23 protein-coding genes are annotated in these 20,485 nt (G+C 63.5%); 20 read left to right on the forward strand and 3 right to left on the reverse strand.

Features of this window, described 5'->3' with window-relative positions; all coding sequences use genetic code 11:
* Positions 1-69: 69 nt before the first annotated feature.
* From fliG to fliR, 12 genes are all read left to right on the forward strand, one after another.
* The gene (gene fliG, locus AX018_RS13210; protein WP_111877746.1) at positions 70-1,065 is read left to right on the forward strand and encodes a flagellar motor switch protein FliG; all 996 of its coding nucleotides are present in this window, start codon (positions 70-72) and stop codon (positions 1,063-1,065) included.
* Positions 1,049-1,780: a FliH/SctL family protein gene (locus AX018_RS13215; protein WP_111877747.1), complete on the forward strand. Its 732-nt coding sequence runs from the start codon at positions 1,049-1,051 to the stop codon at positions 1,778-1,780. Before fliG ends, AX018_RS13215 begins: the two co-directional genes overlap by 17 nt.
* A complete protein-coding gene (fliI, locus tag AX018_RS13220; RefSeq protein ID WP_111877748.1) occupies positions 1,773-3,197 on the forward strand; it encodes a flagellar protein export ATPase FliI in 1,425 nt (474 codons plus the stop codon). The genes AX018_RS13215 and fliI overlap by 8 nt, the downstream gene beginning before the upstream one ends.
* 28 nt (positions 3,198-3,225) lie before the next feature.
* Positions 3,226-3,702, forward strand: a complete 477-nt coding sequence (gene fliJ, locus AX018_RS13225; RefSeq protein WP_111877749.1) for a flagellar export protein FliJ — start codon at positions 3,226-3,228, stop codon at positions 3,700-3,702.
* Positions 3,702-5,072: a flagellar hook-length control protein FliK gene (locus AX018_RS13230; RefSeq protein WP_111877750.1), complete on the forward strand. Its 1,371-nt coding sequence runs from the start codon at positions 3,702-3,704 to the stop codon at positions 5,070-5,072. Before fliJ ends, AX018_RS13230 begins: the two co-directional genes overlap by 1 nt.
* Before the next feature lie 243 nt (positions 5,073-5,315).
* The gene (locus AX018_RS13235) at positions 5,316-5,891 is read left to right on the forward strand and encodes a flagellar basal body-associated FliL family protein (RefSeq protein WP_111877751.1); all 576 of its coding nucleotides are present in this window, start codon (positions 5,316-5,318) and stop codon (positions 5,889-5,891) included.
* A 19-nt stretch (positions 5,892-5,910) separates the two neighbouring features.
* Positions 5,911-6,915 carry a flagellar motor switch protein FliM gene (gene fliM, locus AX018_RS13240; protein WP_111877752.1) on the forward strand — a complete coding sequence of 335 codons (1,005 nt, stop codon included), beginning with the start codon at positions 5,911-5,913 and terminating at the stop codon, positions 6,913-6,915.
* Entirely contained in the window at positions 6,905-7,342 is a 438-nt protein-coding gene (gene fliN, locus AX018_RS13245) for a flagellar motor switch protein FliN (RefSeq protein ID WP_111877753.1), read from the forward strand. The genes fliM and fliN overlap by 11 nt, the downstream gene beginning before the upstream one ends.
* Before the next feature lie 16 nt (positions 7,343-7,358).
* A complete protein-coding gene (locus tag AX018_RS13250) occupies positions 7,359-7,724 on the forward strand; it encodes a FliO/MopB family protein (RefSeq protein ID WP_111877754.1) in 366 nt (121 codons plus the stop codon).
* A complete protein-coding gene (gene fliP, locus AX018_RS13255) occupies positions 7,717-8,529 on the forward strand; it encodes a flagellar type III secretion system pore protein FliP (RefSeq protein ID WP_245951543.1) in 813 nt (270 codons plus the stop codon). Before AX018_RS13250 ends, fliP begins: the two co-directional genes overlap by 8 nt.
* 24 nt (positions 8,530-8,553) lie before the next feature.
* The gene (gene fliQ, locus AX018_RS13260) at positions 8,554-8,823 is read left to right on the forward strand and encodes a flagellar biosynthesis protein FliQ (protein ID WP_111877756.1); all 270 of its coding nucleotides are present in this window, start codon (positions 8,554-8,556) and stop codon (positions 8,821-8,823) included.
* Positions 8,820-9,590 carry a flagellar biosynthetic protein FliR gene (gene fliR / locus AX018_RS13265; RefSeq protein WP_111877757.1) on the forward strand — a complete coding sequence of 257 codons (771 nt, stop codon included), beginning with the start codon at positions 8,820-8,822 and terminating at the stop codon, positions 9,588-9,590. The genes fliQ and fliR overlap by 4 nt, the downstream gene beginning before the upstream one ends.
* Positions 9,591-9,605: 15 nt before the next feature.
* On the opposite strand, the gene AX018_RS13270 is transcribed toward fliR, so the two are convergent.
* Positions 9,606-10,235 (reverse strand): response regulator, encoded by a 630-nt coding sequence (locus AX018_RS13270; protein WP_111877758.1) that lies wholly within the window; start codon positions 10,233-10,235, stop codon positions 9,606-9,608.
* The gene (locus AX018_RS13275; RefSeq protein WP_111877759.1) at positions 10,232-11,350 is read right to left on the reverse strand and encodes a hybrid sensor histidine kinase/response regulator; all 1,119 of its coding nucleotides are present in this window, start codon (positions 11,348-11,350) and stop codon (positions 10,232-10,234) included. The genes AX018_RS13270 and AX018_RS13275 overlap by 4 nt, the downstream gene beginning before the upstream one ends.
* A gap of 182 nt (positions 11,351-11,532) precedes the next feature.
* On the opposite strand from AX018_RS13275, the gene AX018_RS13280 reads away from it, so the two are divergent.
* From AX018_RS13280 to AX018_RS13310, 7 genes are all read left to right on the forward strand, one after another.
* Positions 11,533-11,979 carry a hypothetical protein gene (locus AX018_RS13280; protein ID WP_111877760.1) on the forward strand — a complete coding sequence of 149 codons (447 nt, stop codon included), beginning with the start codon at positions 11,533-11,535 and terminating at the stop codon, positions 11,977-11,979.
* 50 nt (positions 11,980-12,029) lie between these two features.
* Entirely contained in the window at positions 12,030-12,392 is a 363-nt protein-coding gene (locus AX018_RS13285) for a response regulator (RefSeq protein ID WP_111877761.1), read from the forward strand.
* A gap of 38 nt (positions 12,393-12,430) precedes the next feature.
* Positions 12,431-14,605, forward strand: coding sequence for a chemotaxis protein CheW (locus AX018_RS13290; protein WP_111877762.1), 2,175 nt, complete (start codon positions 12,431-12,433; stop codon positions 14,603-14,605).
* Positions 14,606-14,637: 32 nt separating this feature from the next.
* On the forward strand, positions 14,638-15,138 hold the full coding sequence (locus tag AX018_RS13295; RefSeq protein ID WP_111877763.1) for a chemotaxis protein CheW: 501 nt from the start codon (positions 14,638-14,640) through the stop codon (positions 15,136-15,138).
* Between the two features lie 110 nt (positions 15,139-15,248).
* Entirely contained in the window at positions 15,249-16,139 is an 891-nt protein-coding gene (locus AX018_RS13300; protein ID WP_111877764.1) for a CheR family methyltransferase, read from the forward strand.
* Positions 16,140-16,166: 27 nt separating this feature from the next.
* Entirely contained in the window at positions 16,167-16,931 is a 765-nt protein-coding gene (cheD, locus tag AX018_RS13305) for a chemoreceptor glutamine deamidase CheD (RefSeq protein ID WP_111877765.1), read from the forward strand.
* A gap of 19 nt (positions 16,932-16,950) precedes the next feature.
* Positions 16,951-18,057: a protein-glutamate methylesterase/protein-glutamine glutaminase gene (locus AX018_RS13310; RefSeq protein ID WP_111877766.1), complete on the forward strand. Its 1,107-nt coding sequence runs from the start codon at positions 16,951-16,953 to the stop codon at positions 18,055-18,057.
* A 33-nt stretch (positions 18,058-18,090) separates the two neighbouring features.
* Here the strand turns inward: AX018_RS13310 and AX018_RS13315 are convergent, their stop codons facing one another.
* The gene (locus tag AX018_RS13315; protein WP_111877767.1) at positions 18,091-19,986 is read right to left on the reverse strand and encodes an ATP-binding cassette domain-containing protein; all 1,896 of its coding nucleotides are present in this window, start codon (positions 19,984-19,986) and stop codon (positions 18,091-18,093) included.
* On the opposite strand from AX018_RS13315, the gene AX018_RS24805 reads away from it, so the two are divergent.
* Complete coding sequence (locus tag AX018_RS24805) at positions 19,942-20,238, forward strand: hypothetical protein (RefSeq protein WP_146749306.1); 297 nt, start codon at positions 19,942-19,944, stop codon at positions 20,236-20,238. The two genes, AX018_RS13315 and AX018_RS24805, sit on opposite strands and share 45 nt — an antisense overlap.
* The last annotated feature ends 247 nt before the right edge of the window (positions 20,239-20,485 follow it).

Genomic DNA, 20,485 nt, shown 5'->3' on the forward strand with positions numbered 1-20,485 from the left:
CGCATGCACCGATGATGGCGGCGATGACTGCCCTGATCCACACCCACCCCTTCCACCGAGTGACCTTCCATGGATGAGCAAGGCCTGAACGACGCGGCGATCCTGCTGATGTCCCTCGGCGAGGAGGAAGCCGCCGAGGTGTTCAAGCACCTCTCCCCGAAGGAGGTGCAGAAGCTCGGCGAGACCATCGCCCGCATGCGCTCCGTGTCCAAGGAGAAGGTGGACGAGGTCATCAACCGCTTCTCCAACGATGCCGCGGCGCAGAGCCTGCTGGTGTCGGACACCAGCAACTACGTGCGCTCGGTGCTCAAGCGCGCGCTGGGCGACGACAAGGCCGCGTTGCTGATCGACCGGATCCTGCAGGGCGGCGACGTCTCGGGCATCGAGAGCCTGAAGTGGATGGACCCGCTCTCCGTGGCCGAGCTGCTGCGCAACGAACACCCGCAGATCGTCGCGGCCATCCTCGTGCACCTCGACCCGGAGCAGTCCGCCGCGGTGCTCATGCAACTCACCGACCGCCAGCGCGGCGAGGTGCTGCTGCGCGTGGCCACGCTCGAAGGCATCCAGCCCACCGCGCTCAAGGACCTCAACGAGGTGCTCTTCAAGGTGCTGGCCGGCGGCGACAAGATCCGCAAGAGCTCGCTGGGCGGCGTCAAGGCCGCGGCCGAGATCATCAACCTGCTGGGCTCCAACATGGACACGGTGGTGCTCGAATCGATCCGGGGCTACGACCCGGACCTCGCGCAGAAGATCATGGACAAGATGTTCGTCTTCGACGACGTGATGAAGCTCGACGACCGCTCCATCCAGACCGTGCTGCGCGAGGTGGCCTCCGAAACCCTGGTGGTCGCGCTCAAGGGCGCGCAGCCCGAGCTGCGCGAAAAATTCCTCTCCAACATGTCTTCCCGCGCGGCCGAAGCCATGCGCGAGGACCTGGAGTCGCGCGGCCCCATGCGGCTGTCGGAGGTCGAGGCGCAGCAGAAGGAAATCCTCAAGACCGTACGGCGGCTCTCGGATGAGGGCCAGATCGTGATCGGAGGCGGTGGCGATGACGCATTCGTATAGCCCGCGCGGCGCCTACACGCGTTTCATCCCGAGCGAGGAGATCGGCGATGTGACGCAGTGGCGTTTCGGCGCCGTGGATGGCTCCGACGCCGTGCCGCCAGCCGCCGAGCCGGACCCGGAAGAGCTGCTGCCGGCCGGCATCGACGAGGAAACCCACCTGGCCGCCATCGAGGCCGCGCGGCAGGAGGCCTTCGCCCAGGGCAAGGCCCTGGGCGAGGAAGAGACCACGCTGGCCTGGCAGCAGCGCATGGACGACTACATCGCCGGCGAGGGGCAGCAGGTCGCCGCCCGCCTCGACCACCTGGTGCGAACCACCGAGGAGAGCCTGGCCGAGCTGCAGCAGCGCATGGCGCACGAGGTGCTGGAGCTGGCCTGCGACATCGCCCGCCAGGTGATCCGGCAGGAACTGGCCTCCGGCCCCCAGGCGCTGTTGCCGGTGGTGCGCGAGGCGCTGGGCATGCTGGTGGCCGAGGGCCGCCCGGCCACGGTGCGCATCCACCCGGCGGACTGGGCCTTCCTGGAGCAACCCCTGACCGAGGCCTACGCGGGCGCCAAGGTGCAGTGGGTGCCCGATGCGGCCGTGGCGCAGGGCAACTGCCTCGTGGAGTCCGCCGGAACCGTGGTGGACGGCTCGCTGGACAAGCGCTGGCGCCGCGCCATCGCGGCGCTCGGGCTGTCGTCCGCCTGGAAGATCGAGGAGGACGGCCATGACTGAAACCCTGTCGCCCGCCAGCCCGGGCGTGGAGGAGTCCTCCTGGGCCGCGTTCATGGCCGATGCCCGCGCGCGCGTGGCGGAGGGTGCGCCCCTGGAAACCTGCGGCACGCTCACCCGCCTGACGGGCCTCGTGCTGGAGGCGGCCGGCATCCGTGTTCCCGTGGGGTCGCAATGCACGGTGCAGATGCCCGGGCAGGAGGCCGTGCTCGCCGAGGTGGTGGGTTTCTCCGCCGACCGTGCCTTCCTGATGCCCGCCGGCGACATCCACGGGCTTTCGAGCGGCGCGAGCGTCGTTCCTGCGGCTCCGTACATTCCGGTGCCGCGCCTGGGCGATGCGACGAAGCCGTCCAGCGCCGCCGGCGTGCTGCGCCTGCCCATGGGCGACGGGCTGCTGGGGCGGGTGGTGGACTCGCAGGGCCTGCCGCTCGACCATGGCGGGCCGGTGGTGGATGTGTCCTCCGAGCCCATGGACCGGCGCCAGATCAACGCCATGGACCGCGACCCCGTGCGGGAGATGCTGGACACCGGCGTGCGCGCGATCAATGCCCTGCTCACCGTGGGGCGGGGGCAGCGCCTGGGCCTGTTCGCGGGGTCCGGCGTGGGCAAGAGCGTGCTGCTGGGCATGATGGCGCGCTACACCCAGGCCGACGTCATCGTCGTGGGCCTCATTGGCGAGCGGGGGCGCGAGGTCAAGGAATTCGTCGAGGACATCCTGGGCGAGCAGGACCGGGGCCGCGCCGTGGTCGTGGCTGCGCCGGCCGACGCGCCGCCGCTGCTGCGCATGCAGGGCGCCGCCTATGCCACGGCCATCGCCGAGCATTTCCGCGACAAGGGCAAGCACGTGCTGCTGCTCATGGATTCGCTCACGCGCTACGCCATGGCCCAGCGCGAGATCGCCCTGGCCATCGGCGAGCCGCCGGCCACCAAGGGCTATCCGCCCAGTTGCTTCGCCAAGCTGCCCGCCCTGGTGGAGCGCAGCGGCAACGGGCTGCACGGCGTGGGCTCCATCACGGCCTTCTATACCGTGCTCTCCGAGGGCGACGACCAGCAGGACCCCATCGCCGACGCGGCGCGCGCCATCCTGGACGGGCACATCGTGCTCTCCCGAGCGCTGGCCGAGACGGGGCACTTCCCGGCCATCGACATCGAGCAGTCGGCGTCGCGCGTGATGCACAACGTGGCCTCGCGCGAGCATTTCGACCTGGCGCGCCGGTTCCGTGCCGTCTATTCGCGCTACCAGAAGAGCCGCGACCTGATCCAGGTGGGCGCCTACATGAGCGGCTCGGATCCGGCGCTGGACGAGGCCATCCGCCTGCAGCCGGCCATGGCCGCCTTCCTGCAGCAGAACATGTTCGATGCCGCCCCCATGCAGGACAGCCTGCAGTCCATGGTGGCCGTGCTGGGCCCGCAGGCCTGACGGCACGCCGGGAAGAAGGACCTTCGCCATGGCCTCCCTCAACGCATTCCTCGTCGCCGTCGAAATGGCCGAGCGCCAGCGCGACGCCGCGCGGCAGACGCTGCAGGACATGCAGCGCGCGCGCCATGCGTCCGAGATGCAATTGCAGCAGCTCCAGAACTACGCCCAGGAAACCGAGGGGCGCTGGGGCATGCGGGCCGATGCGGTCGTCAAGCCCGAAGTCATGGGCCACCACTACCAATTCATGGACCGGCTCGGGCATGCCATGGGTCTGCAGGGCAACGTGGTGGGTGAGCAGGAGGGCCGGGTGCGGGCCGCGGGCCAGGCGCTGCTGGAGGCCGAGTTGCGCGTGGCAGCGCTGCGCAAGGTGGTGGAAAAGCGTCGCCGCGACATCGAGCAGGCCGAGGCGCGGCGGGATCAGAAACAAACGGACGAGCGCGCCGCGCTGCGGTTCGGCAAGTCCCCAGGTGCGGGGCAGGGCCTTCGCGGGCCAGAGGAGCCATGATGAATACGGATACCCACCATCGCATTTCCCGGGGCGCGTCCTCGGCCCAGTCCGGCCACGAAACCCGGGGTGCACGGGGTGCCGGCAAGGCCGCGGGCACGAATGCCGCGCCCGGCTCGGAAAGCGTGGATGCCAGCCAGGGCGGCTTTTCGATGCTGCTCGCGTCGCTGGGCGACACCGGCCTCTCTGGCGATGCCGGGCTGCCCGGTGGAAACGGCCTGTTGTCCCAGGACGGCTCGGTCGCCGTGGATGCGGCGACGGACCCGGCCGCCGCGCTGACCGGCACCCAGTCCGGCCCATCGGACCCCCTGGCCGCCCTGCAGGGCGTGTTGCCTGCGGCCATCACGGCCGGTTGGGCGTCGCCGGCCCTGTCCGGTGCGGCTGGCGCGCAGCCCCTGCGCGCCAGCGGGTTGATGGATGCCAGCAGCCTCGTGAGCCAGACCAGCCTCATCGATGGCGCGGCGGACCTGTCGGGTGCTTCCACGGCAGGCATGGGCCGGGGCCAGGCCACGGCCCGCATGGGCGCCGGGCGTGCGCCGCACGCCGCCGCCAATGCCCCGGCCGGATTGGCGGGGGGGGACACCGGAGGGGTGGGTGGATCGGATGCCCTGGGCCTGGCGCGCAAGGGCGAGGTCCGGACGGGTGCCGCCGAAGGCCTCGCGGCTGCAGGCATGGCCGCATCCCAGACGGGCGCGGAGCGGCGTGACGGCATGGCGATGCCCGTGGGCGCGCCCATGGCGGGGCGCAGCGGTGAGCCTTCCCCGTCGTCCCAGGGCATTGTGGAGATGGCCGCCACGGCGCTGCAGGGCGCGGGCCGGGGAGACGCCGGCACCGCTTCCGGGGGGGCGGTGGATCGCGCCGCCGTACCACCGGTGGGCGCGAATGAGAACGGGCAGGCCCTGTCTTCCGGAGGGGGCGGTGTGTCCGCCGAGGGCTCCGCCACCATGGCCGATCCTTCGCAGATCCCCATGGAAGACCAGATCGCGGAGCAGGTGGCCTACTGGGTGCACCAGAAGACGCAGAACGCCGAACTCACGATCGACCGCGATGGTCAGCCGGTCGAGGTCACCGTGTCCCTTTCGGGCAATGAAGCGCACGTGGCATTCCGCAGCGACCAGTCTCACACCCGCGACATGCTGGATACCAGCGTGGCCCAGCTTCGCGAACTGCTGCGGGGCGAAGGGCTGGAGCTGGCGGGGGTCACCGTGGGCCAGTCCGGCGGCGGCTCCGCGGGCGATGACGCGGGGCGGTCCTCTTCGCGGGGCGACGGCGCGCGGGTTGCGCGGGTTCAGGCCGGGGTGCCCCAGGCAGCCGGCGCCGTGGCCCGCCCTTCCGCGCCATCGGACCGGGCGCTCGACATCTTTGTCTGAGCGCCGGGCCGGGCAGCGGCCTGGGTTCTTTGGCGCGGTGGGTTGAGCGGGGGGCAGGGCACGGCCGCAACCCGCCTGAAAGCAGTGGTTTCGGCCTTTATTCTGGCTATTATTGGCCGAGGCCGTGCCCAATAATGCGTCCATGAGTGAGGTGCGTGGCCGGTGGCGAAGGCGCCAGGCCCCGTTCCCCGCGAGTGTCCGCCCTTCCTGTCCCGATGACCCCGTTGCGCAAGGAACCCCAACGTGTCCGCCAATCCTCCTGCCGCAGCTCCCGCCAAGCCCAAGAGCAAGAAGCTGGTTCTCATCATCGCCATCGTCGCGGTGCTGGTGCTGGCCGGCGGTGGCGCGGCCTGGTTCATCCTGGCCAAGCGCAACCATGCCGCCGCCGATGAGGAAGAGGGCGCGCATGCTCCCAAGGCCACCGCGCCGAAGACCGCGCCCACGTTCCTGCCGATCGAGAACATGGTCGTCAACCTGGCGGACCCGGGGGGCGAGCGCTTCGCCCAGATCGGCATCACCCTGGAACTGGCCGATGCCAAGACCTCCGACATGGTCAAGCAGTACCTGCCCAGCATCCGCAGCGCCATCCTGATGCTCGTGTCCCAGCGCACGGCCCAGGAGCTTCTGGGCCGCGAGGGCAAGGAGAAGCTGGCCGTCGACATCCGGCGCGAGGTGTCCCGCCCGCTGGGCTATACCGCCCCCAAGCCCCGCAAGCGGCCCGCCAGCGAGGAAGAGGAAGAGGGCGACGAGGCCCCTCGCCCCAAAGCGGACACCAATCCCGTGCGGCAGGTGCTCTTCTCCAGTTTCATCATCCAGTGACCTAGGCCGGAGATTTCCCATGAGCGAATCATTCCTTTCCCAGGAAGAAGTCGATGCCCTGCTGGAAGGGGTCACCGGCGAGAGCCAGAAATCCGTCGAGGAGGCCGCGGAAACCGGCTCGGTCCGCAACTACGACATCTCCAGCCAGGAGCGCATCGTCCGCGGCCGCATGCCGACGATGGAAATCGTCAACGAGCGGTTCGCGCGCAACTTCCGTATCGGCCTCTTCAACTTCATCCGCCGCAGCCCCGAGATCTCGGTGGGAACGGTTTCCGTGCAACGCTACAGCGCCTTCCTGCGCGAGCTGGCGGTGCCGACCAATTTCAACATCGTGGCCATCCGGCCGCTGCGCGGCAGCGGGCTCATCGTCTGCGAACCCTCGCTGGTGTTCGGCATCATCGACACCCTGTATGGCGGCGTGGGCAAGTTCCAGACGCGGATCGAGGGGCGCGATTTCTCGCCCACCGAGCAGCGCGTGATCAACCGGCTGGTGGACGTGATCTGCACCGAGTACAAGAAGGCGTGGCACGGCATCTACCCGCTGGAGCTGGAATACCAGCGCTCCGAGATGCAGCCCCAGTTCGCCAACATCGCCACCCCCAGCGAAATCGTGGTTTCCACGGCCTTCCAGCTGGAAATCGGCGACCTCTCGGGCGCCATCCACGTCTGCATGCCGTATGCCACGCTGGAGCCGATCCGCGACGTGCTCTACTCCTCGACGCAAGGCGACTCCATCGAGGTGGATCGCCGCTGGGTGCGCGTGCTGACGCGCGAGATCCAGGCCGCGGAAGTGACCCTGGTGGCCGAGCTGGCGCGCGCCGATGCCACGGTGGAGCAACTGCTGGCCATGAAGCCCGGTGACTTCATCGAGCTGGACCGGGAGCCCCGCATCCGCGCCTCCATCGGGGGCGTGCCCATCTTCGAGTGCCAGTACGGCACGCACAATTCCAAGTACGCCATACGGATCGAGGAGTGCCTGCGCAACCCGGATCTGAACTGGCTGGGAGAAAAGAATGTCAACTGAAGGCGACAACGACGGCAAGAACGCGGCGGACGATCCGTTCGCAGGCTGGGCCGAAGCCCTGGAGGAGCAGAAGCGCTCCGACGATGTTCCCGAGGCCGATCAAGGGGGGCCGCTGGCGGGCGAGCCCGTGCGGCCTTACTCGTCGAGCAACGAGGCTCCGGTCAACGACATCAACATGGTGCTCGACATCCCGGTCCAGCTTTCCGTGGAACTGGGCCGCACCAAGGTGCCGATCAAGTACATCCTGCAGCTGGCACAAGGCTCGGTGGTGGAGCTGGATGCGCTCGCGGGGGAGCCGATGGACGTGCTGGTCAATGGCTACCTCATCGCCCAGGGTGAAGTGGTGGTGGTCAACGACAAGTTCGGTATCCGCCTGACCGACGTGGTCACGCCCTCGGAGCGGCTGCGCCGCGTGAGCCGTGGATAACGCCGCAGGCGCCGGAATGGCGCAGACGCTGGTCGTCGTTGTCCTGTTCATTGCGGCGGTGGCATTGCTGCCATGGCTTATCCGTCGTCTTCAGCAGCGCCAGGCCGGCGTGCTCGGGCCGGGGGCCGGTGCCTCTGCCAAGGTGCTGTCCGCCGTGGCCGTGGGCCCGCAGCAGCGCGTCGTGACCGTGGAAGTCGGGCCCGAGCACCAGCGCGTATGGCTGGTGCTGGGGGTCACGGCCCAGCATGTGCAGTGCCTGCATGTGCTTCATCCTTCCGCCGCCGCACGGCCGGGGATGTCGTCTGTGCAGCCGGCCACATCCTTTGCTGGAGAGATGGTCGTCGCCACCCAGCGCCAGGATGCGCCCGCCCCTCATGGCTGAACGGCGGCGCTTCGGCCACGCCCCGCTCGGCCACACCCCGCTTTCGTGCAGCGCTTGGAGGGCCGCAGGGGCAGCGGCATTGCTGGCCGCGGCGCTTTTGCATGCACCCGCAGCCTGGGCGCAGGTGCCCGGAGGCTCGTTGCCCGTGCTCGTGGGCTCTGGATCGGGGGGCGCCAGCTACTCCGTGCCGATCCAGACGCTGCTGTTTTTCACGGCACTTTCGTTCCTGCCGGCCGTGCTTCTCATGATGACCGGCTTCACGCGCATCGTCATCGTGCTCTCCCTGCTCCGGCAGGCGATCGGAACGCAGTCCGCGCCGCCGAACCAGGTCATCGTCGGCCTGTCCCTGTTCCTGACGTTCTTCGTCATGGGCCCCACCTTCGACCGGGTGTACCAGGACGCTTATCTGCCCTACACCACCAATGCCATCACCTTCGAGCAGGCAGTGGAGCGGGCCGAGGCGCCTATGCGCGCGTTCATGCTCAAGCAAACGCGCCAGTCGGATTTCTCCCTGTTCGCGCGCCTGGCGAAACTTGAGCCCGGAGCCACGGCGGAAACCGCGCCTATGCGCGTTCTGGTTCCCGCGTTCGTCACCAGCGAACTCAAATCGGCCTTCCAGATCGGTTTCATGATCTTCATCCCGTTTCTGGTCATCGACATGGTCGTCTCCAGCATCCTGATGTCGCTGGGCATGATGATGCTCTCGCCCGTGCTGGTGGCGCTGCCCTTCAAGCTCATGCTCTTCGTGCTGGCGGATGGCTGGAATCTGCTGATCGGCTCGCTCGCCGCCAGCTTCGTGACCTGAAGATCACTGAGAAGGAAAACGGACATGACCTCCCAAATGGTGCTGACGATGGGGCGCGATGCGCTCACGCTGCTGCTCATGGTGTCCATGCCCGTCCTTGGCGTGGTGATGGCGGTGGGGCTGCTGGTGAGCATCTTCCAGGCGGTGACCCAGATCCACGAAGCCACGCTGGCCTTCGTGCCCAAGCTGATCGCCGCCATGGTCGTGTTCGCGGTCATCGGGCCCTGGATGATCACCACGCTGGTGGACTACATCCGGCGCATCATCGAGTCGATCCCCTCGGTCGTGACGTGATCACTTTCTCCGAAGCGCAGATCATGGCCTGGCTCTCGCCGGTGCTGTGGCCCTTCCTGCGCGTGCTGGCCATGTTCATGGTCGCGCCGGTCTTTTCCATGCGCAGCATTCCGGTCCGCGTCAAGATCGGGCTGGCCTTCCTGGTGGCCGTGTGCGCGCAGGCCGCCCTGCCGGACCAGCCCGTCATCAACGTGAATGGCAGGGAGGCGTTGGGCGCGGTGGCCCAGCAGGTGGCGGTCGGCGTGGCGATCGGTTTTGCCGTGCGGCTCGTTTTCACCGCGGTCGAATTGGCGGGGGAGGTCATCGGGTTGCAGATGGGCCTCAACTTCGCGTCCTTCTTCGATCCATCGACCAGCAGCCAGGTGAGCGCCGTGGCGCGCTTTTTCGGGCACATGGCGCTCCTGCTTTTCGTCGTCATCAATGGGCACCTGATGGTGCTCATGGCCGTGGTCAAGAGCTTCGACGCCTTTCCGGTGGATGGCAACTTCATGCAGGCGCTGAGCCAGATGCGCCTGCACGACCTGGGAGCTTCGCTGTTTTCCAGTGCCTTGTGGATCGCGTTGCCGATGATTGCGCTGCTGCTCTTCGTCAATCTGGCGCTGGGCGTCATATCACGCGTTGCGCCGCAAATGAACATCTACTCGGTCGGCTTTCCGGTCACCTTGACGGTCGGGCTGCTGGGCATCGCAGCCACGTTGCCCATGCTGGAGCAGCCGGTTCTCACGCTCATGCAGCAGTCCATCGATCTTTTCGCCTCGCAGCGCTAGGGCCGGGCTGCCCTGCTACACCAGCTGGTTGCGGATCGCATACACGGTCAGTTCGGCGTTGTTGCTGAGCTTGAGCTTTTCCAGCACCCGGGAGCGGTACACGCTCACGGTCTTGGGGCTCAGCATCAGCTCTTCGGCGATGTCGGAAAGGCGCTTGCCCGAGGCAATCTTGACCAGCGTCTGGAGCTCGCGCTCGGACAGTGCCTCGTGGGGTAGCTCGGGTGCCGGCTGGGCCAGGCTGTCTGCCAGCATCTGGGCGACCTCCGGCGTCAGATATTTTCTGCCTTTCATCACCGTGCGCACCGCTTCGATCAATTCCATCGGGTCACCGGCCTTGTTGGCATAGCCCTGGGCTCCGGCGCGCAGGCACCGCAATGCGTACTGGTCCTCGGGATACATGGACACCACGAGCACCTTGATGGCCGAATCCGTTTCCCGCAGGCTCGCCAGCACTTCAAGGCCGCTGCGGCCCGGCATGTTCAGGTCCAGAAGCAGTACGTCGCAAGAGACCTTGCGCAAGGTTTCCCGCAACTCCGAATAGCCACCAGCCTCTCCGGTGACCTGGATGTCCGGCGCGTCGGTGAGCGTATCCCGGATGCCGCGCCGCAGCACCGCATGGTCGTCGCACAGCACGACATGGATCATGGCATTTCTCCTGGGTCTCCCGCTTCGGTGGCCGGAGGCGCTCCCAGTGGGATCGAGACAATGACGGAAGTGCCCCGGCCGGGCTGGCTGCTGATGTCCAGCCACCCGCCCACGGTGCGTGCACGCTCTTCCAGGCCCTTCAGTCCGAAGGACTTGGGCTTGTGCCGCATGGAGGGCGCCATTCCGCAGCCGTCGTCCGTCACTTCCAGCGTCAGGACGCCTTCGCTGTCCGAGAGGTCGATGGTCACATGCCGCGCTTGCGCATATTTCGATATGTTGGTCATGGCCTCCTGGGCCGTCCGGTAGGCCACGAGCTGGATGTCGCTGGGTACGTCGATGGCATCCCGATGGGCATGTACCCGGGTCGGAATGCCGGTGCGGCGCTCGAAACTCTCTGCCAGCCACTGCACTGCCGCCACCAGCCCTTGGTCGAGGATGGGAGGGCGCAGGTTCATCATGATCCGCTGGCTGGCCTCGATCGCATGCTGCAGCATTTCCGTTGCACTTTCCGCGTGCATGCGAATGGGGTCCTCTGCAGTGTGCCGGGTGATCCAGCCTACGTCGAAACGCACGGCCGTCAGGGCGCCACCGATATCGTCGTGGATTTCCCGGGCGATCGCTGCACGCTCCTTTTCGATGGAAATCTGCAAGTGCTCCGTCAATTCCGCAAGCCGCCGCTCTGAGGCGGCCAGCTCCTTGACGGCCTGTTCTCGCGCTTGGCGGGCCTCATGCACTTCGATGGCGCGGTCGATGACATGGGGCAGCCGTGCTATGTCGTCCTTGAGCAGATAGTCCGCCATGCCCAGCCGGATGGCATCCACCGCTGCCGCTTCGCCAATGGCGCCGGACAGCAGTACGAACGGAGGGGCATTGCCGCGCCCGGAAACGATGCGCCAGACATCCAGCGCCGTGAATCCAGGAAGGCGGTAGTCGGCGAGGATCAGGTCGAAACTCTCCGCATCCAGCCACGCGATAAACGACTCCATCGTATCGGCGTGGCGGATTTCATACATCCCGTTGGCGCGGCGCAACGTAATACACGCCAAAGCATGGTCCGCTGGGGAATCTTCGAGATGCAGGATGAGCAGGGGTTTAACCGTTACTCCTGAGGCCATATGAACGCTATCATAGGATACATATTGGAACAAACGACTGTGTTTGTCCTGTGCGGTGGTGTACGGCGACGACTGTTAAATGGTCGAAGCGGTGCGCCGGGTGCGGGTGGTACGGGCCACCAGCGTGTGTTTGCCGGAATGGATTTAGCGTGCCCTGAGCCGCCTGCAGCCATGGAGAAACCATGCAATCTACGCTAACAAGCCCTGACGAGCCAGGAGTGAAACTTCCGGTCATGGTGGCCGCTGAACTCCAGGATTCCTTGCTGGTGGTCATGCACGATCTGCACCGCCTGGAAGGCCTGTTGAGCCATGCCACGGATAATTTGCTGGCCCGCTTCGGGGAGGCCAATAGCGCCCTCTCCGATGAACTCATCAACGGGTCTCCCGAGCTGGTAGCGTTGCGTACTGCGCTGCGCAGCGCGGTCACCGAACTGCAGTTCCATGACATGGCGTCGCAGCTGATATGGCACACGACGAAGGTATTGCAGGGCTGTGCGTTCAGGCTCGCTTCCGAAGCCATGGGTTCGGAGGACGGCGAGGAGGCTGCGCCGTTTGCCGAAATGGCGCCCGACCGCCCCAATCCTGTTACCCAAAGCGAAATGGACGCTGGTTCCATTGACTTGTTCTGACCTTTGCCGCGTCTGGTTACCTTATATATTCAAGTGAGTTGGAGCCTTAAATGCAATCGATCCTCGCCGTTGATGATTCGCCCTCCATGCGCAAAATGGTGTCCTTCACTTTGACGGGTGCCGGTTACCACGTGGTGGAGGCTGTTGACGGCCAGGATGCCTTGGAGAAGGCCGAGACCCACGATATCCATCTGGTGCTCGCCGATCAGAACATGCCGCGCCTCGACGGTATCGGGCTTACCCGCAAGCTGCGCGAACATCCGCGCTTCAAGACCATTCCCATCCTGATATTGACCACGGAATCCAGTGATCAGATGAAGCAGGCAGGTCGTACCGCGGGGGCGACGGGTTGGCTTGTGAAGCCTTTCGATCCGAACCGTCTGATCGAAGTCATCCAGAAAGTGATTCGCTGAGACAACCGCGTAATCAACAAAGCATACGGGAGCCATCCATGGCCGAAACCTACCAAGAAGGCGCGGGCGCGGACTTCGATCTCAGCCAGTTCTACCAGATCTTCTTCGAAGAGGCTGGTGAAAACCTTGACCAGATGGAGCACATGCTTCTTGATCTGGATCTGAGCGCAGCCAATGACGAGGAGCTCAACGGTATTTTCCGTTGTGCACATTCCATCAAGGGCGGCGCCGCCACTTTCGGATTTTCCGATGTCGCGGAATTGACCCACCAAATGGAATCGTTGCTGGATCGCCTCCGCAGGCATGAGCTCCAGCCGATTCCCCAGATGGTGGACGTGCTGCTTGAGTCTGCCGATGCATCCCGCAGCCTGTTGGCGCGGCATCAAGCGGGTGGGCAGGGCGAAGCCTTGTCGACGGGTGATTTGGTGCGTCGCATCAGCGAACTGGCGGCGGGAGTCGTCCCTACCGCTTCTCCTGCTCCGACTCCTGCGCCAGCGCCTGCACCGGCACCGGTCGCTCCTTCAAAGGCAGATATCGCTCCAGCCGCTGAACCTGCATTGAAGCCTGCCGTACCTGGCATGGCGCGCTCGTTGGCGATCCGGATCGGCCCGATTGAAAGAGCGGAGCAGGCCGATGCCATCAAGGATCTCTTCCGGGATATTCCAGGCCTCGGCAGCATTCGCGATATTTCATCTGACCAAGCCGATATTCGGGTGTTTGCGGTGGAAACCACGTCCACCAATGACGATCTGCTGGATTTGTTCGCATTCCATGTGTCGAAGGAGCAGGTTCGTATCGATGTCGCCGGGGACGCCGTGGCCGATTCTCCGAGTGCGCCAGCCGAGGCGGCGGGAGGGGGGGCTAGCTCTTCAACGGTGCCCAGTGGCATGCTGGATGCGCCCTATGGCTTCTTCCCTGGCGCTCCTGGAATTCCAGCTGAACGTAGCGAAGCCTCGGCCGTGGTGGGTGGTTCGGACGCGGCTGCTTCCAGATCGTCTCCCGCGGCAGGCCGTGCAGCAGAACCCAAGGCCGTCAGCCAGGCGCAAATGGAGTCCACCACCATCCGTGTCGCGGTGAACAAGGTGGACCAGTTGATCAACCTGGTCGGTGAGTTGGTCATCACGCAAGCCATGCTGGCCCAGAACAGCCGCGGGCTCGATGGTGCGGTGTATCAGCAGCTTCTCGCTGGGTTGGCCGACCTCGATCGCAACACGCGGGATCTGCAGGAATCGGTGATGTCGATTCGCATGATTCCCATGTCCATCGTGTTCAGCCGCTTCCCCCGAATGCTCCGTGATCTGGCCAACAAATTGGGCAAGAAAGTGGATCTGGTGACCTTGGGCGAAGCCACGGAACTGGACAAGAGTTTGGTCGAGAAGATCACCGACCCGCTGACCCATCTGGTGCGCAATAGTTGCGACCATGGCATCGAAATGCCTGCGGACCGATTGGCCGCTGGTAAGTCCGAGCACGGAACCATCACCTTGTCCGCATCGCACCAGGGTGGTTCCATCGTGATCGAAGTGCGTGACGACGGGCGTGGACTTTCGCGCGAGAAGATTCTGCGCAAGGCCCGCGAGCGCGGGTTGGAGGTGTCCGACCAGATGAGCGATCAGGATGTCTGGGGCCTCATTTTCGCCCCGGGCTTCTCCACGGCCGATGAAGTGACCGATGTGTCGGGGCGTGGCGTAGGGATGGATGTGGTCAAGAAAAACATCGCGGCCCTCAACGGATCCGTCGAGATCGACTCCGCCGAAGGCTATGGCATGCGCGTGTCCGTGCGCCTGCCACTCACGCTGGCCATCATGGATGGCATGTCGGTGGGCGTGGGCGAAGAGGTGTATATCCTGCCGCTTTCTTCCGTGGTCGAGTCCTTCCAGGTCAATCCGGACGACGTGAACACGGTTGCGCAGGGCTCCCAGCTCGTGAAGGTCCGTGATGAATACATGCCTGTCATCGCGCTGGAGAGAATCTTCCAGGTGCCGCGCATCGATCAGAGTAAATCGAGCAACATCATGGTTGTCGTGGAAGCGGATGGCAGCCGTGTGGCCCTGCTGGTGGACGAATTGCTGGGGCAGCATCAGGTTGTGGTGAAAAACCTGGAAACCAATTACCGCAAGGTACCCAATGTATCGGGTGCCACTATCTTGGGCGATGGCACCGTGGCATTGATTCTGGACACAGGTGCCCTGGTTCGCCGTGTGCGCCATTGATTGGCCGCAATGCAGTGTGAAGGAGAGTCACCATGGCGAATGTGATGGAAAAAACGAACGAAGTGGCTGGCGCGGCTGTGGCGGGTGCGCGTGAGTACCTGACCTTCCGGCTGGACCAGGAAGAGTATGGAATCGACATCCTGAAGGTGCAGGAGATTCGAGGGTATGAGCCTCCGACCCGCATCGCCAACGCGCCGGAATTCATCAAGGGTGTCACGAATCTGCGGGGGACCATCGTTCCTATCGTGGACATGCGTCTCAAGTTCGATTGTTCGAAGGCTGAATACAACAGCTTTACCGTCGTCATCATCTTGAATCTTCGTAGCCGTGTCGTTGGCATCGTGGTGGATTCGGTGAGTGACGTCATGGAGTTGGCTTCTGACCAGATCCGCTTGGCCCCTGATATTGAAAGCAGCATTGACAGTAATTGCATCGTCGGACTCGGTTCTGTGGGGGAGCGAATGCTGATCCTCTTGGACATCGAGAAGCTCATGTCCAGTCCGGACATGGGTCTTGTGTCCACCCAGGATTGAGTTGGTTGAGGAGATCAGCAGTGCGCCAGATCTCCCCGCATATGTGGCAGAGGCGTGGACGTTGCGCTGGTATGCGTACCTACCCATAGAAAAGCGGAATTGAATCCAAGATGCGCCAGACCTCCTCCTCTTCTGTACCCCCGCGCGGTGTGGCGGACTCCAGTGCTGCCGCACCGCCCTCGGGGCCCTTGGCCCAGGGGCGTGAATTCGTCTGGACCAACGCGGACTTTTCTCGCGTACAGGCACTGATCTATCAGCGGGCTGGGATCAGCCTCCACGATGGAAAACATGCCATGGTCTACAGCCGGCTTTCCCGGCGTCTGAGAGAGACGGGGCATTCCAGTTTCCACGACTATCTGAGTTGGCTGGAAAACCATGATGGGCCAGAGTGGCAGGAGTTTGTGAACGCTCTGACCACCAATCTCACGGCATTCTTTCGTGAGCAGCACCATTTCGAGATTCTGGCGAACCTGTTGCGAACTCGTCCTGCGGGCCCTTGGAGTGTCTGGTGCAATGCCGCATCTACAGGAGAGGAGCCGTATTCGATTGTGATGACCGCGTTCGAGGCGCTTGGTACCAATGCATCTTTCAAGCTGACAGCCAGTGATATCGACTCTCGCGTGCTTGCGACGGCGTCGGAAGGGGTCTATCGACTCGACAGTGTGAAAGGACTAAGTCCGGAGCGGCTTCAAAAATTCTTTTTGCGGGGCAAGGCTGCGAATGCAGGTCTTTCGCGCGTGAAGCCCGAGTTGAGACGCGCCATCGAGTTCATGAGCGTGAACCTGATTCGTGATGATTGGCCGTTCCGCGAGCCTTTCGATGTGGTCTTTTGCCGGAACGTGATGATTTACTTTGATGCTCCTACGCAGCGTCGGGTTTTGGAGCGGATCCACCGTGTGCTCAAGCCGGGGGGGATGCTTTTCGTCGGGCACGCGGAGAACTTCAGTGAATCCCGTGATCTTTTCAATCTGCGCGGCAAAACCGTGTACGAGCGCCGATGACCGGCCGCATTCCGCAAGAAGCCTCTCATGACCCAAAACCGCCCTGGCTCTCTTCCTGTGTCTGGAGCTTCATCGCCCCCTTCGGCAATCGACTCGATCGAGCGTCGCAGGGCGCCGCGCATCGCCCCGTTGAGTGCAGACATTTACTCGGGTACGCCTGCTGCTTCCGCAAAGCAGTCGACCTTGCAGGAGCTGAAGGCGCGCCAGCGGCGCCCGGGAGAGGCCTCTTTCTTCTTTTTTGATCACCATTTCCAACACAACGCTGTCAAGGTATTGCCCGGGGAGTATTTCGTCTCGGATGAGAGCCTTGTGATCATGACAGTCCTGGGTTCTTGTATTGCGGCTTGCCTCTGGGACAGCCGTAGCCGAGTAGGGGGCATGAATCACTTCATGCTGCCAGATGGCGACTCCAATGATGTCTCGGGTCGCTATGGCTCTTATGCGATGGAGCTGCTCATCAATGAAATGCTGAAGCTGGGTGCCCGGCGCGAAACCATGCAGGCAAAGGTTTTCGGGGGTGGGCAAGTAATGCACAACTTCACCACAATGAACGTGGGGGAGCGCAATACCAACTTTGTGCTGAACTACCTGCAGACAGAGCGAATCCCCATCGTGTCGGATGATGTGCTTGATATCTATCCACGCAAAGTCGTGTTCTTTCCCGTGACAGGCAAGGCCATGGTCAAGCGGTTGGCCCATGCACATCCAGAGGCCTTGGTGGCTCAGGACGTGCGCGGCAATGCTGCAACGGTGGCCAAGGCTACCGCAGGTGGATCGGTGGATCTTTTTTGATTGAGAAGGATAAGAGGGAATGAGCAGGAAGATCCGTGTGATCGTGGTGGATGACTCTGCGCTGGTGCGCAGTCTGCTGTCGGAAATCATCAATCGCCAGCATGATATGGAGTGTGTCGGGACGGCTAACGACCCTCTGATCGCCCGGGAGATGATTCGCGAGATGAATCCCGATGTGATTACTCTGGATGTCGAAATGCCGCGCATGGATGGAATCGACTTCCTCGGTCGGCTCATGCGCCTGCGGCCCATGCCTGTGGTCATGATCTCGACGCTGACGGAGCGCGGTGCGGAAGTCACTATGAAGGCGCTGGAGTTGGGGGCGGTGGATTTCGTCGCCAAGCCGCGCGTGGGGCTCTCCAGCGGATTGAACGAGCTGGCAGCGCAGATCGTCGACAAGATCCGCGTGGCTGCCGTCGCCCAGGTGCGGCGGGCTCCCGTGGCCCGGCCCGCCAGCGCGCCGGCCCATTCCGGTGGGGGGGCTTCCACGGCTCCAACCTCCGCTGCCACGCTGCTGGGCCGCGTATCCACAGAAAAGCTCATCTGCATAGGTGCATCGACGGGTGGGACGGAAGCCATCCGCGAGGTGCTGGTGCAGATGCCGGCGGATTCACCTGCCATCGTGATCACGCAGCACATGCCCCCCGGATTCACAACGAGCTTTGCGGCCCGGCTCAACGGCTTGTGCCAGATCACGGTGAAGGAAGCGGTAAACGGTGAGCGCATTCTCCCGGGTCATGCCTACATTGCTCCGGGTGGAAAGCAATTCCACGTGGCGCGCAGCGGGGCGAACTATGTGGCGGTGGTGGATGATGGCCCACCGGTCAATCGGCACAAGCCGTCGGTAGAAGTGCTCTTCAAATCCGCTGCGGCTGTCGTGGGCAAGAATGCTTTCGGCATCATGCTGACCGGCATGGGCAACGACGGCGCTGCCGCCATGCGTGAAATGAAGGACGCCGGTAGCTACAACTACGTGCAGGATGAGGCCAGTTGCATCGTCTTCGGTATGCCCCGAGAGGCGATCGCTCATGGCGCTGCCGACGAGGTGCTTCCCCTGACGCAGATTGCGTCCGCCTTGATCACGCGCCTGCGCGGTGCCACCGATCGGTTGCACCACCGCATCTAGAACATCCAGGCGCCTCTTGGCGCCGGAGGTGTTTCACTCGGACAGGGCTGTCCATCGTTCGAGCGCTGCCATCAACTCCTCTTCGATTTCACCCTCCCGGGTATGCAGGGCGGCAGCGTGCGTTCCATCCCGGACATACAGGGTGCCATCCGCCAACGCTTCCTGAATCTCCTTTTGCTCGGCCTCCAGCGCCTCGATACGCAGGGGAAGCTGCTCCAACTCTCGTTGCTCCTTATAGCTAAGCTTCTTTTTTGATAGCGAACTTTGCTGTAAAGACGGCGACATCGGTGTGATTTTGCTGTCAGTCTGCTCCGGCGCAGGCGTTTTGCCTGCGGAGGGCGCCGCAAGCTGCTGGCTGCGGCGGGACTGGATCAGCCAGTCCTGGACCCCGCCCTCGTATTCACGCCACTGGGCGTTGCCTTCGTAGGCGATCGTGCTGGTGACCACGTTGTCCAGGAACGTCCGGTCGTGGCTCACCAGGAACACGGTGCCTTCATAAGACTGGAGCAGTTCTTCCAGCAGGTCGAGGGTTTCGATGTCCAGATCGTTGGTGGGCTCGTCCAGCACCAGGACATTGGCGGGACGTGCGAAAAGCCGGGCGAGCAGCAGCCGGTTGCGCTCTCCGCCGGAAAGCGATCGAACGGGGGATTGGGCGCGGGCTGGGGAAAAGAGGAAATCGGTCAGGTAGCTCTTGACGTGCTTGCGCTGCTTGCCGATCTCGATCCATTCGCTCCCGGGACTGATGAAGTCTTCAAGCGTGGCGTCCAGATCCAGTGCATGGCGCATCTGATCGAAATAGGCGACGTCGAGGTGGGCCCCGCGCCGAATGGTTCCACTGTCAGGTGGCAACTCGCCCAGGATCAACTTCAGCAATGTGGTTTTGCCCGCGCCATTCGGACCGACCAGGCCCACCTTGTCTCCGCGCAGGACTGTCGCAGAGAAATCTCGGACGATCGTCTTGTCGCCGAAGGCCGTCGTCACATGGGCGAGTTCGGCAACGATCTTTCCCTGGTAGCCCGACTGTGATCCGGCAGCAACGTCCATCCTGACGCTACCCAGCACATCCCGGCGGGCGGCCCGGCTTGCACGCAGCGCTTCCAGTCGGCTGATCCGGCTCTGGCTGCGGGTGCGCCGGGCCTCGACGCCTTTGCGGATCCACACCTCTTCCTGGGCCAGCAGCTTGTCCGCCTTGGCTGCGATCACCGCCTCCTGGGCCAGCTGTTCCGCCTTCTGCTGCACGTACTGCGCAAAATTGCCTGGATAAGACAGCAGGTGGCCACGATCGAGTTCAACGATGCGGGTGGAAATGCGATCCAGGAATGCCCTGTCGTGGGTGATGGTGACGACACTGCCCGGAAAGGCCAGAAGAAGCTCTTCCAGCCATTCGATGGAATCCAGATCGAGGTGGTTGGTGGGTTCGTCAAGCAGCAGCACGTCGGGACGCGCCACCAACGCCTGCGCCAGGGCAACGCGCTTTTTCAGGCCGCCGGAGAGGTCGCCGACACGGGCATCGGGATCAAGATGCAGACGCTGCAGCGTTTCGTCCACGCGCCGTTCCCAATTCCATCCGTCCACCGCCTCAATTTCCGTCTGTAGCGCATCGAGATCTGCACCACTCGCATTCGCATACCTTTCGCGAAGAGCCACCACATTCGCCAAACCGGCGGCCGTGGACTGGAAGACGCTGTGCTGTGAATCTAGAAGAGGCTCCTGTGCAACGTAGGCGATGCGGGTTCCTTGCTGGATGTGCAGGGCACCGTCATCTGGTTGTGCAATACCGCCAATGATCTTGAGCAGCGATGACTTGCCGGCACCATTGCGACCTATCAGCCCCACGCGCTCGCCGGCTGATAGAGAGAAGTCCGCATGGTCCAGCAGTGGTGTATGTCCGAAAGCCAACTGGGCATCGAGAAGAGAAATAAGTGCCATGAGATGAAGGGGAAGCTGAGGAAGATCACTTTCTCCCAGCCGATTGCTTTGCTGGAAGAATTTCTTGCTATACTAGCGGGCTTCGCTACTCAAAAGCGTGATTCCTCCGGGGTGATGCGCTGCGATGGCGAGGTTGGTGGGTTGAGAGAGAAGAGAATTCTTTCTGCTGCGAGTTGTGCTGGTGTTAAAAACTGGTGTATGATTCAAGGCTTCGCTGATTGGGGCGGCTGCAACGAAGGTTGCGGCGGTTGAGAAAAGCGAATAACCACAAAGTTTGACAGGACTTTAAAAAAGCTGTTAGAATTCGAGGCTCTGCTGATTGCAGCAAAGCGAGAAGAAAAAAAGAGATTCTGACTTCTGGTTCATTAAAAATATACAGCCGATAAGCGTGGGCGTTTGATGGCGAGTGCCAAGTTCTTCGGAACTAGTGCTTAGCACTACAAACGCTCATGAGAATAGAAGTGAAGTTCACTTCAATTCCGTTTTTATGAGTGAAGTC

The sequence above is a fragment of the Paracidovorax anthurii genome, from assembly GCF_003269065.1.
GTDB lineage: Bacteria > Pseudomonadota > Gammaproteobacteria > Burkholderiales > Burkholderiaceae_C > Paracidovorax > Paracidovorax anthurii.

Excerpts from the sequence above, each read along its gene's own strand:
- fliG (WP_111877746.1), top strand. The coding sequence starts at position 70 with ATGGATGAGCAAGGCCTGAACGACGCGGCGATCCTGCTGATGTCCCTC.
- AX018_RS13215 (WP_111877747.1), top strand. The coding sequence starts at position 1,049 with ATGACGCATTCGTATAGCCCGCGCGGCGCCTACACGCGTTTCATCCCG.
- fliI (WP_111877748.1), top strand. The coding sequence starts at position 1,773 with ATGACTGAAACCCTGTCGCCCGCCAGCCCGGGCGTGGAGGAGTCCTCC.
- fliJ (WP_111877749.1), top strand. The coding sequence starts at position 3,226 with ATGGCCTCCCTCAACGCATTCCTCGTCGCCGTCGAAATGGCCGAGCGC.
- AX018_RS13230 (WP_111877750.1), top strand. The coding sequence starts at position 3,702 with ATGAATACGGATACCCACCATCGCATTTCCCGGGGCGCGTCCTCGGCC.
- fliM (WP_111877752.1), top strand. The coding sequence starts at position 5,911 with ATGAGCGAATCATTCCTTTCCCAGGAAGAAGTCGATGCCCTGCTGGAA.
- fliN (WP_111877753.1), top strand. The coding sequence starts at position 6,905 with ATGTCAACTGAAGGCGACAACGACGGCAAGAACGCGGCGGACGATCCG.
- AX018_RS13250 (WP_111877754.1), top strand. The coding sequence starts at position 7,359 with ATGGCGCAGACGCTGGTCGTCGTTGTCCTGTTCATTGCGGCGGTGGCA.
- fliP (WP_245951543.1), top strand. The coding sequence starts at position 7,717 with ATGGCTGAACGGCGGCGCTTCGGCCACGCCCCGCTCGGCCACACCCCG.
- fliQ (WP_111877756.1), top strand. The coding sequence starts at position 8,554 with ATGACCTCCCAAATGGTGCTGACGATGGGGCGCGATGCGCTCACGCTG.
- AX018_RS13270 (WP_111877758.1), bottom strand. The coding sequence starts at position 10,235 with ATGATCCATGTCGTGCTGTGCGACGACCATGCGGTGCTGCGGCGCGGC.
- AX018_RS13275 (WP_111877759.1), bottom strand. The coding sequence starts at position 11,350 with ATGGCCTCAGGAGTAACGGTTAAACCCCTGCTCATCCTGCATCTCGAA.
- AX018_RS13280 (WP_111877760.1), top strand. The coding sequence starts at position 11,533 with ATGCAATCTACGCTAACAAGCCCTGACGAGCCAGGAGTGAAACTTCCG.
- AX018_RS13285 (WP_111877761.1), top strand. The coding sequence starts at position 12,030 with ATGCAATCGATCCTCGCCGTTGATGATTCGCCCTCCATGCGCAAAATG.
- AX018_RS13290 (WP_111877762.1), top strand. The coding sequence starts at position 12,431 with ATGGCCGAAACCTACCAAGAAGGCGCGGGCGCGGACTTCGATCTCAGC.
- AX018_RS13295 (WP_111877763.1), top strand. The coding sequence starts at position 14,638 with ATGGCGAATGTGATGGAAAAAACGAACGAAGTGGCTGGCGCGGCTGTG.
- AX018_RS13300 (WP_111877764.1), top strand. The coding sequence starts at position 15,249 with ATGCGCCAGACCTCCTCCTCTTCTGTACCCCCGCGCGGTGTGGCGGAC.
- cheD (WP_111877765.1), top strand. The coding sequence starts at position 16,167 with ATGACCCAAAACCGCCCTGGCTCTCTTCCTGTGTCTGGAGCTTCATCG.
- AX018_RS13310 (WP_111877766.1), top strand. The coding sequence starts at position 16,951 with ATGAGCAGGAAGATCCGTGTGATCGTGGTGGATGACTCTGCGCTGGTG.
- AX018_RS24805 (WP_146749306.1), top strand. The coding sequence starts at position 19,942 with ATGTCCGAAAGCCAACTGGGCATCGAGAAGAGAAATAAGTGCCATGAG.
- AX018_RS13315 (WP_111877767.1), bottom strand. The coding sequence starts at position 19,986 with ATGGCACTTATTTCTCTTCTCGATGCCCAGTTGGCTTTCGGACATACA.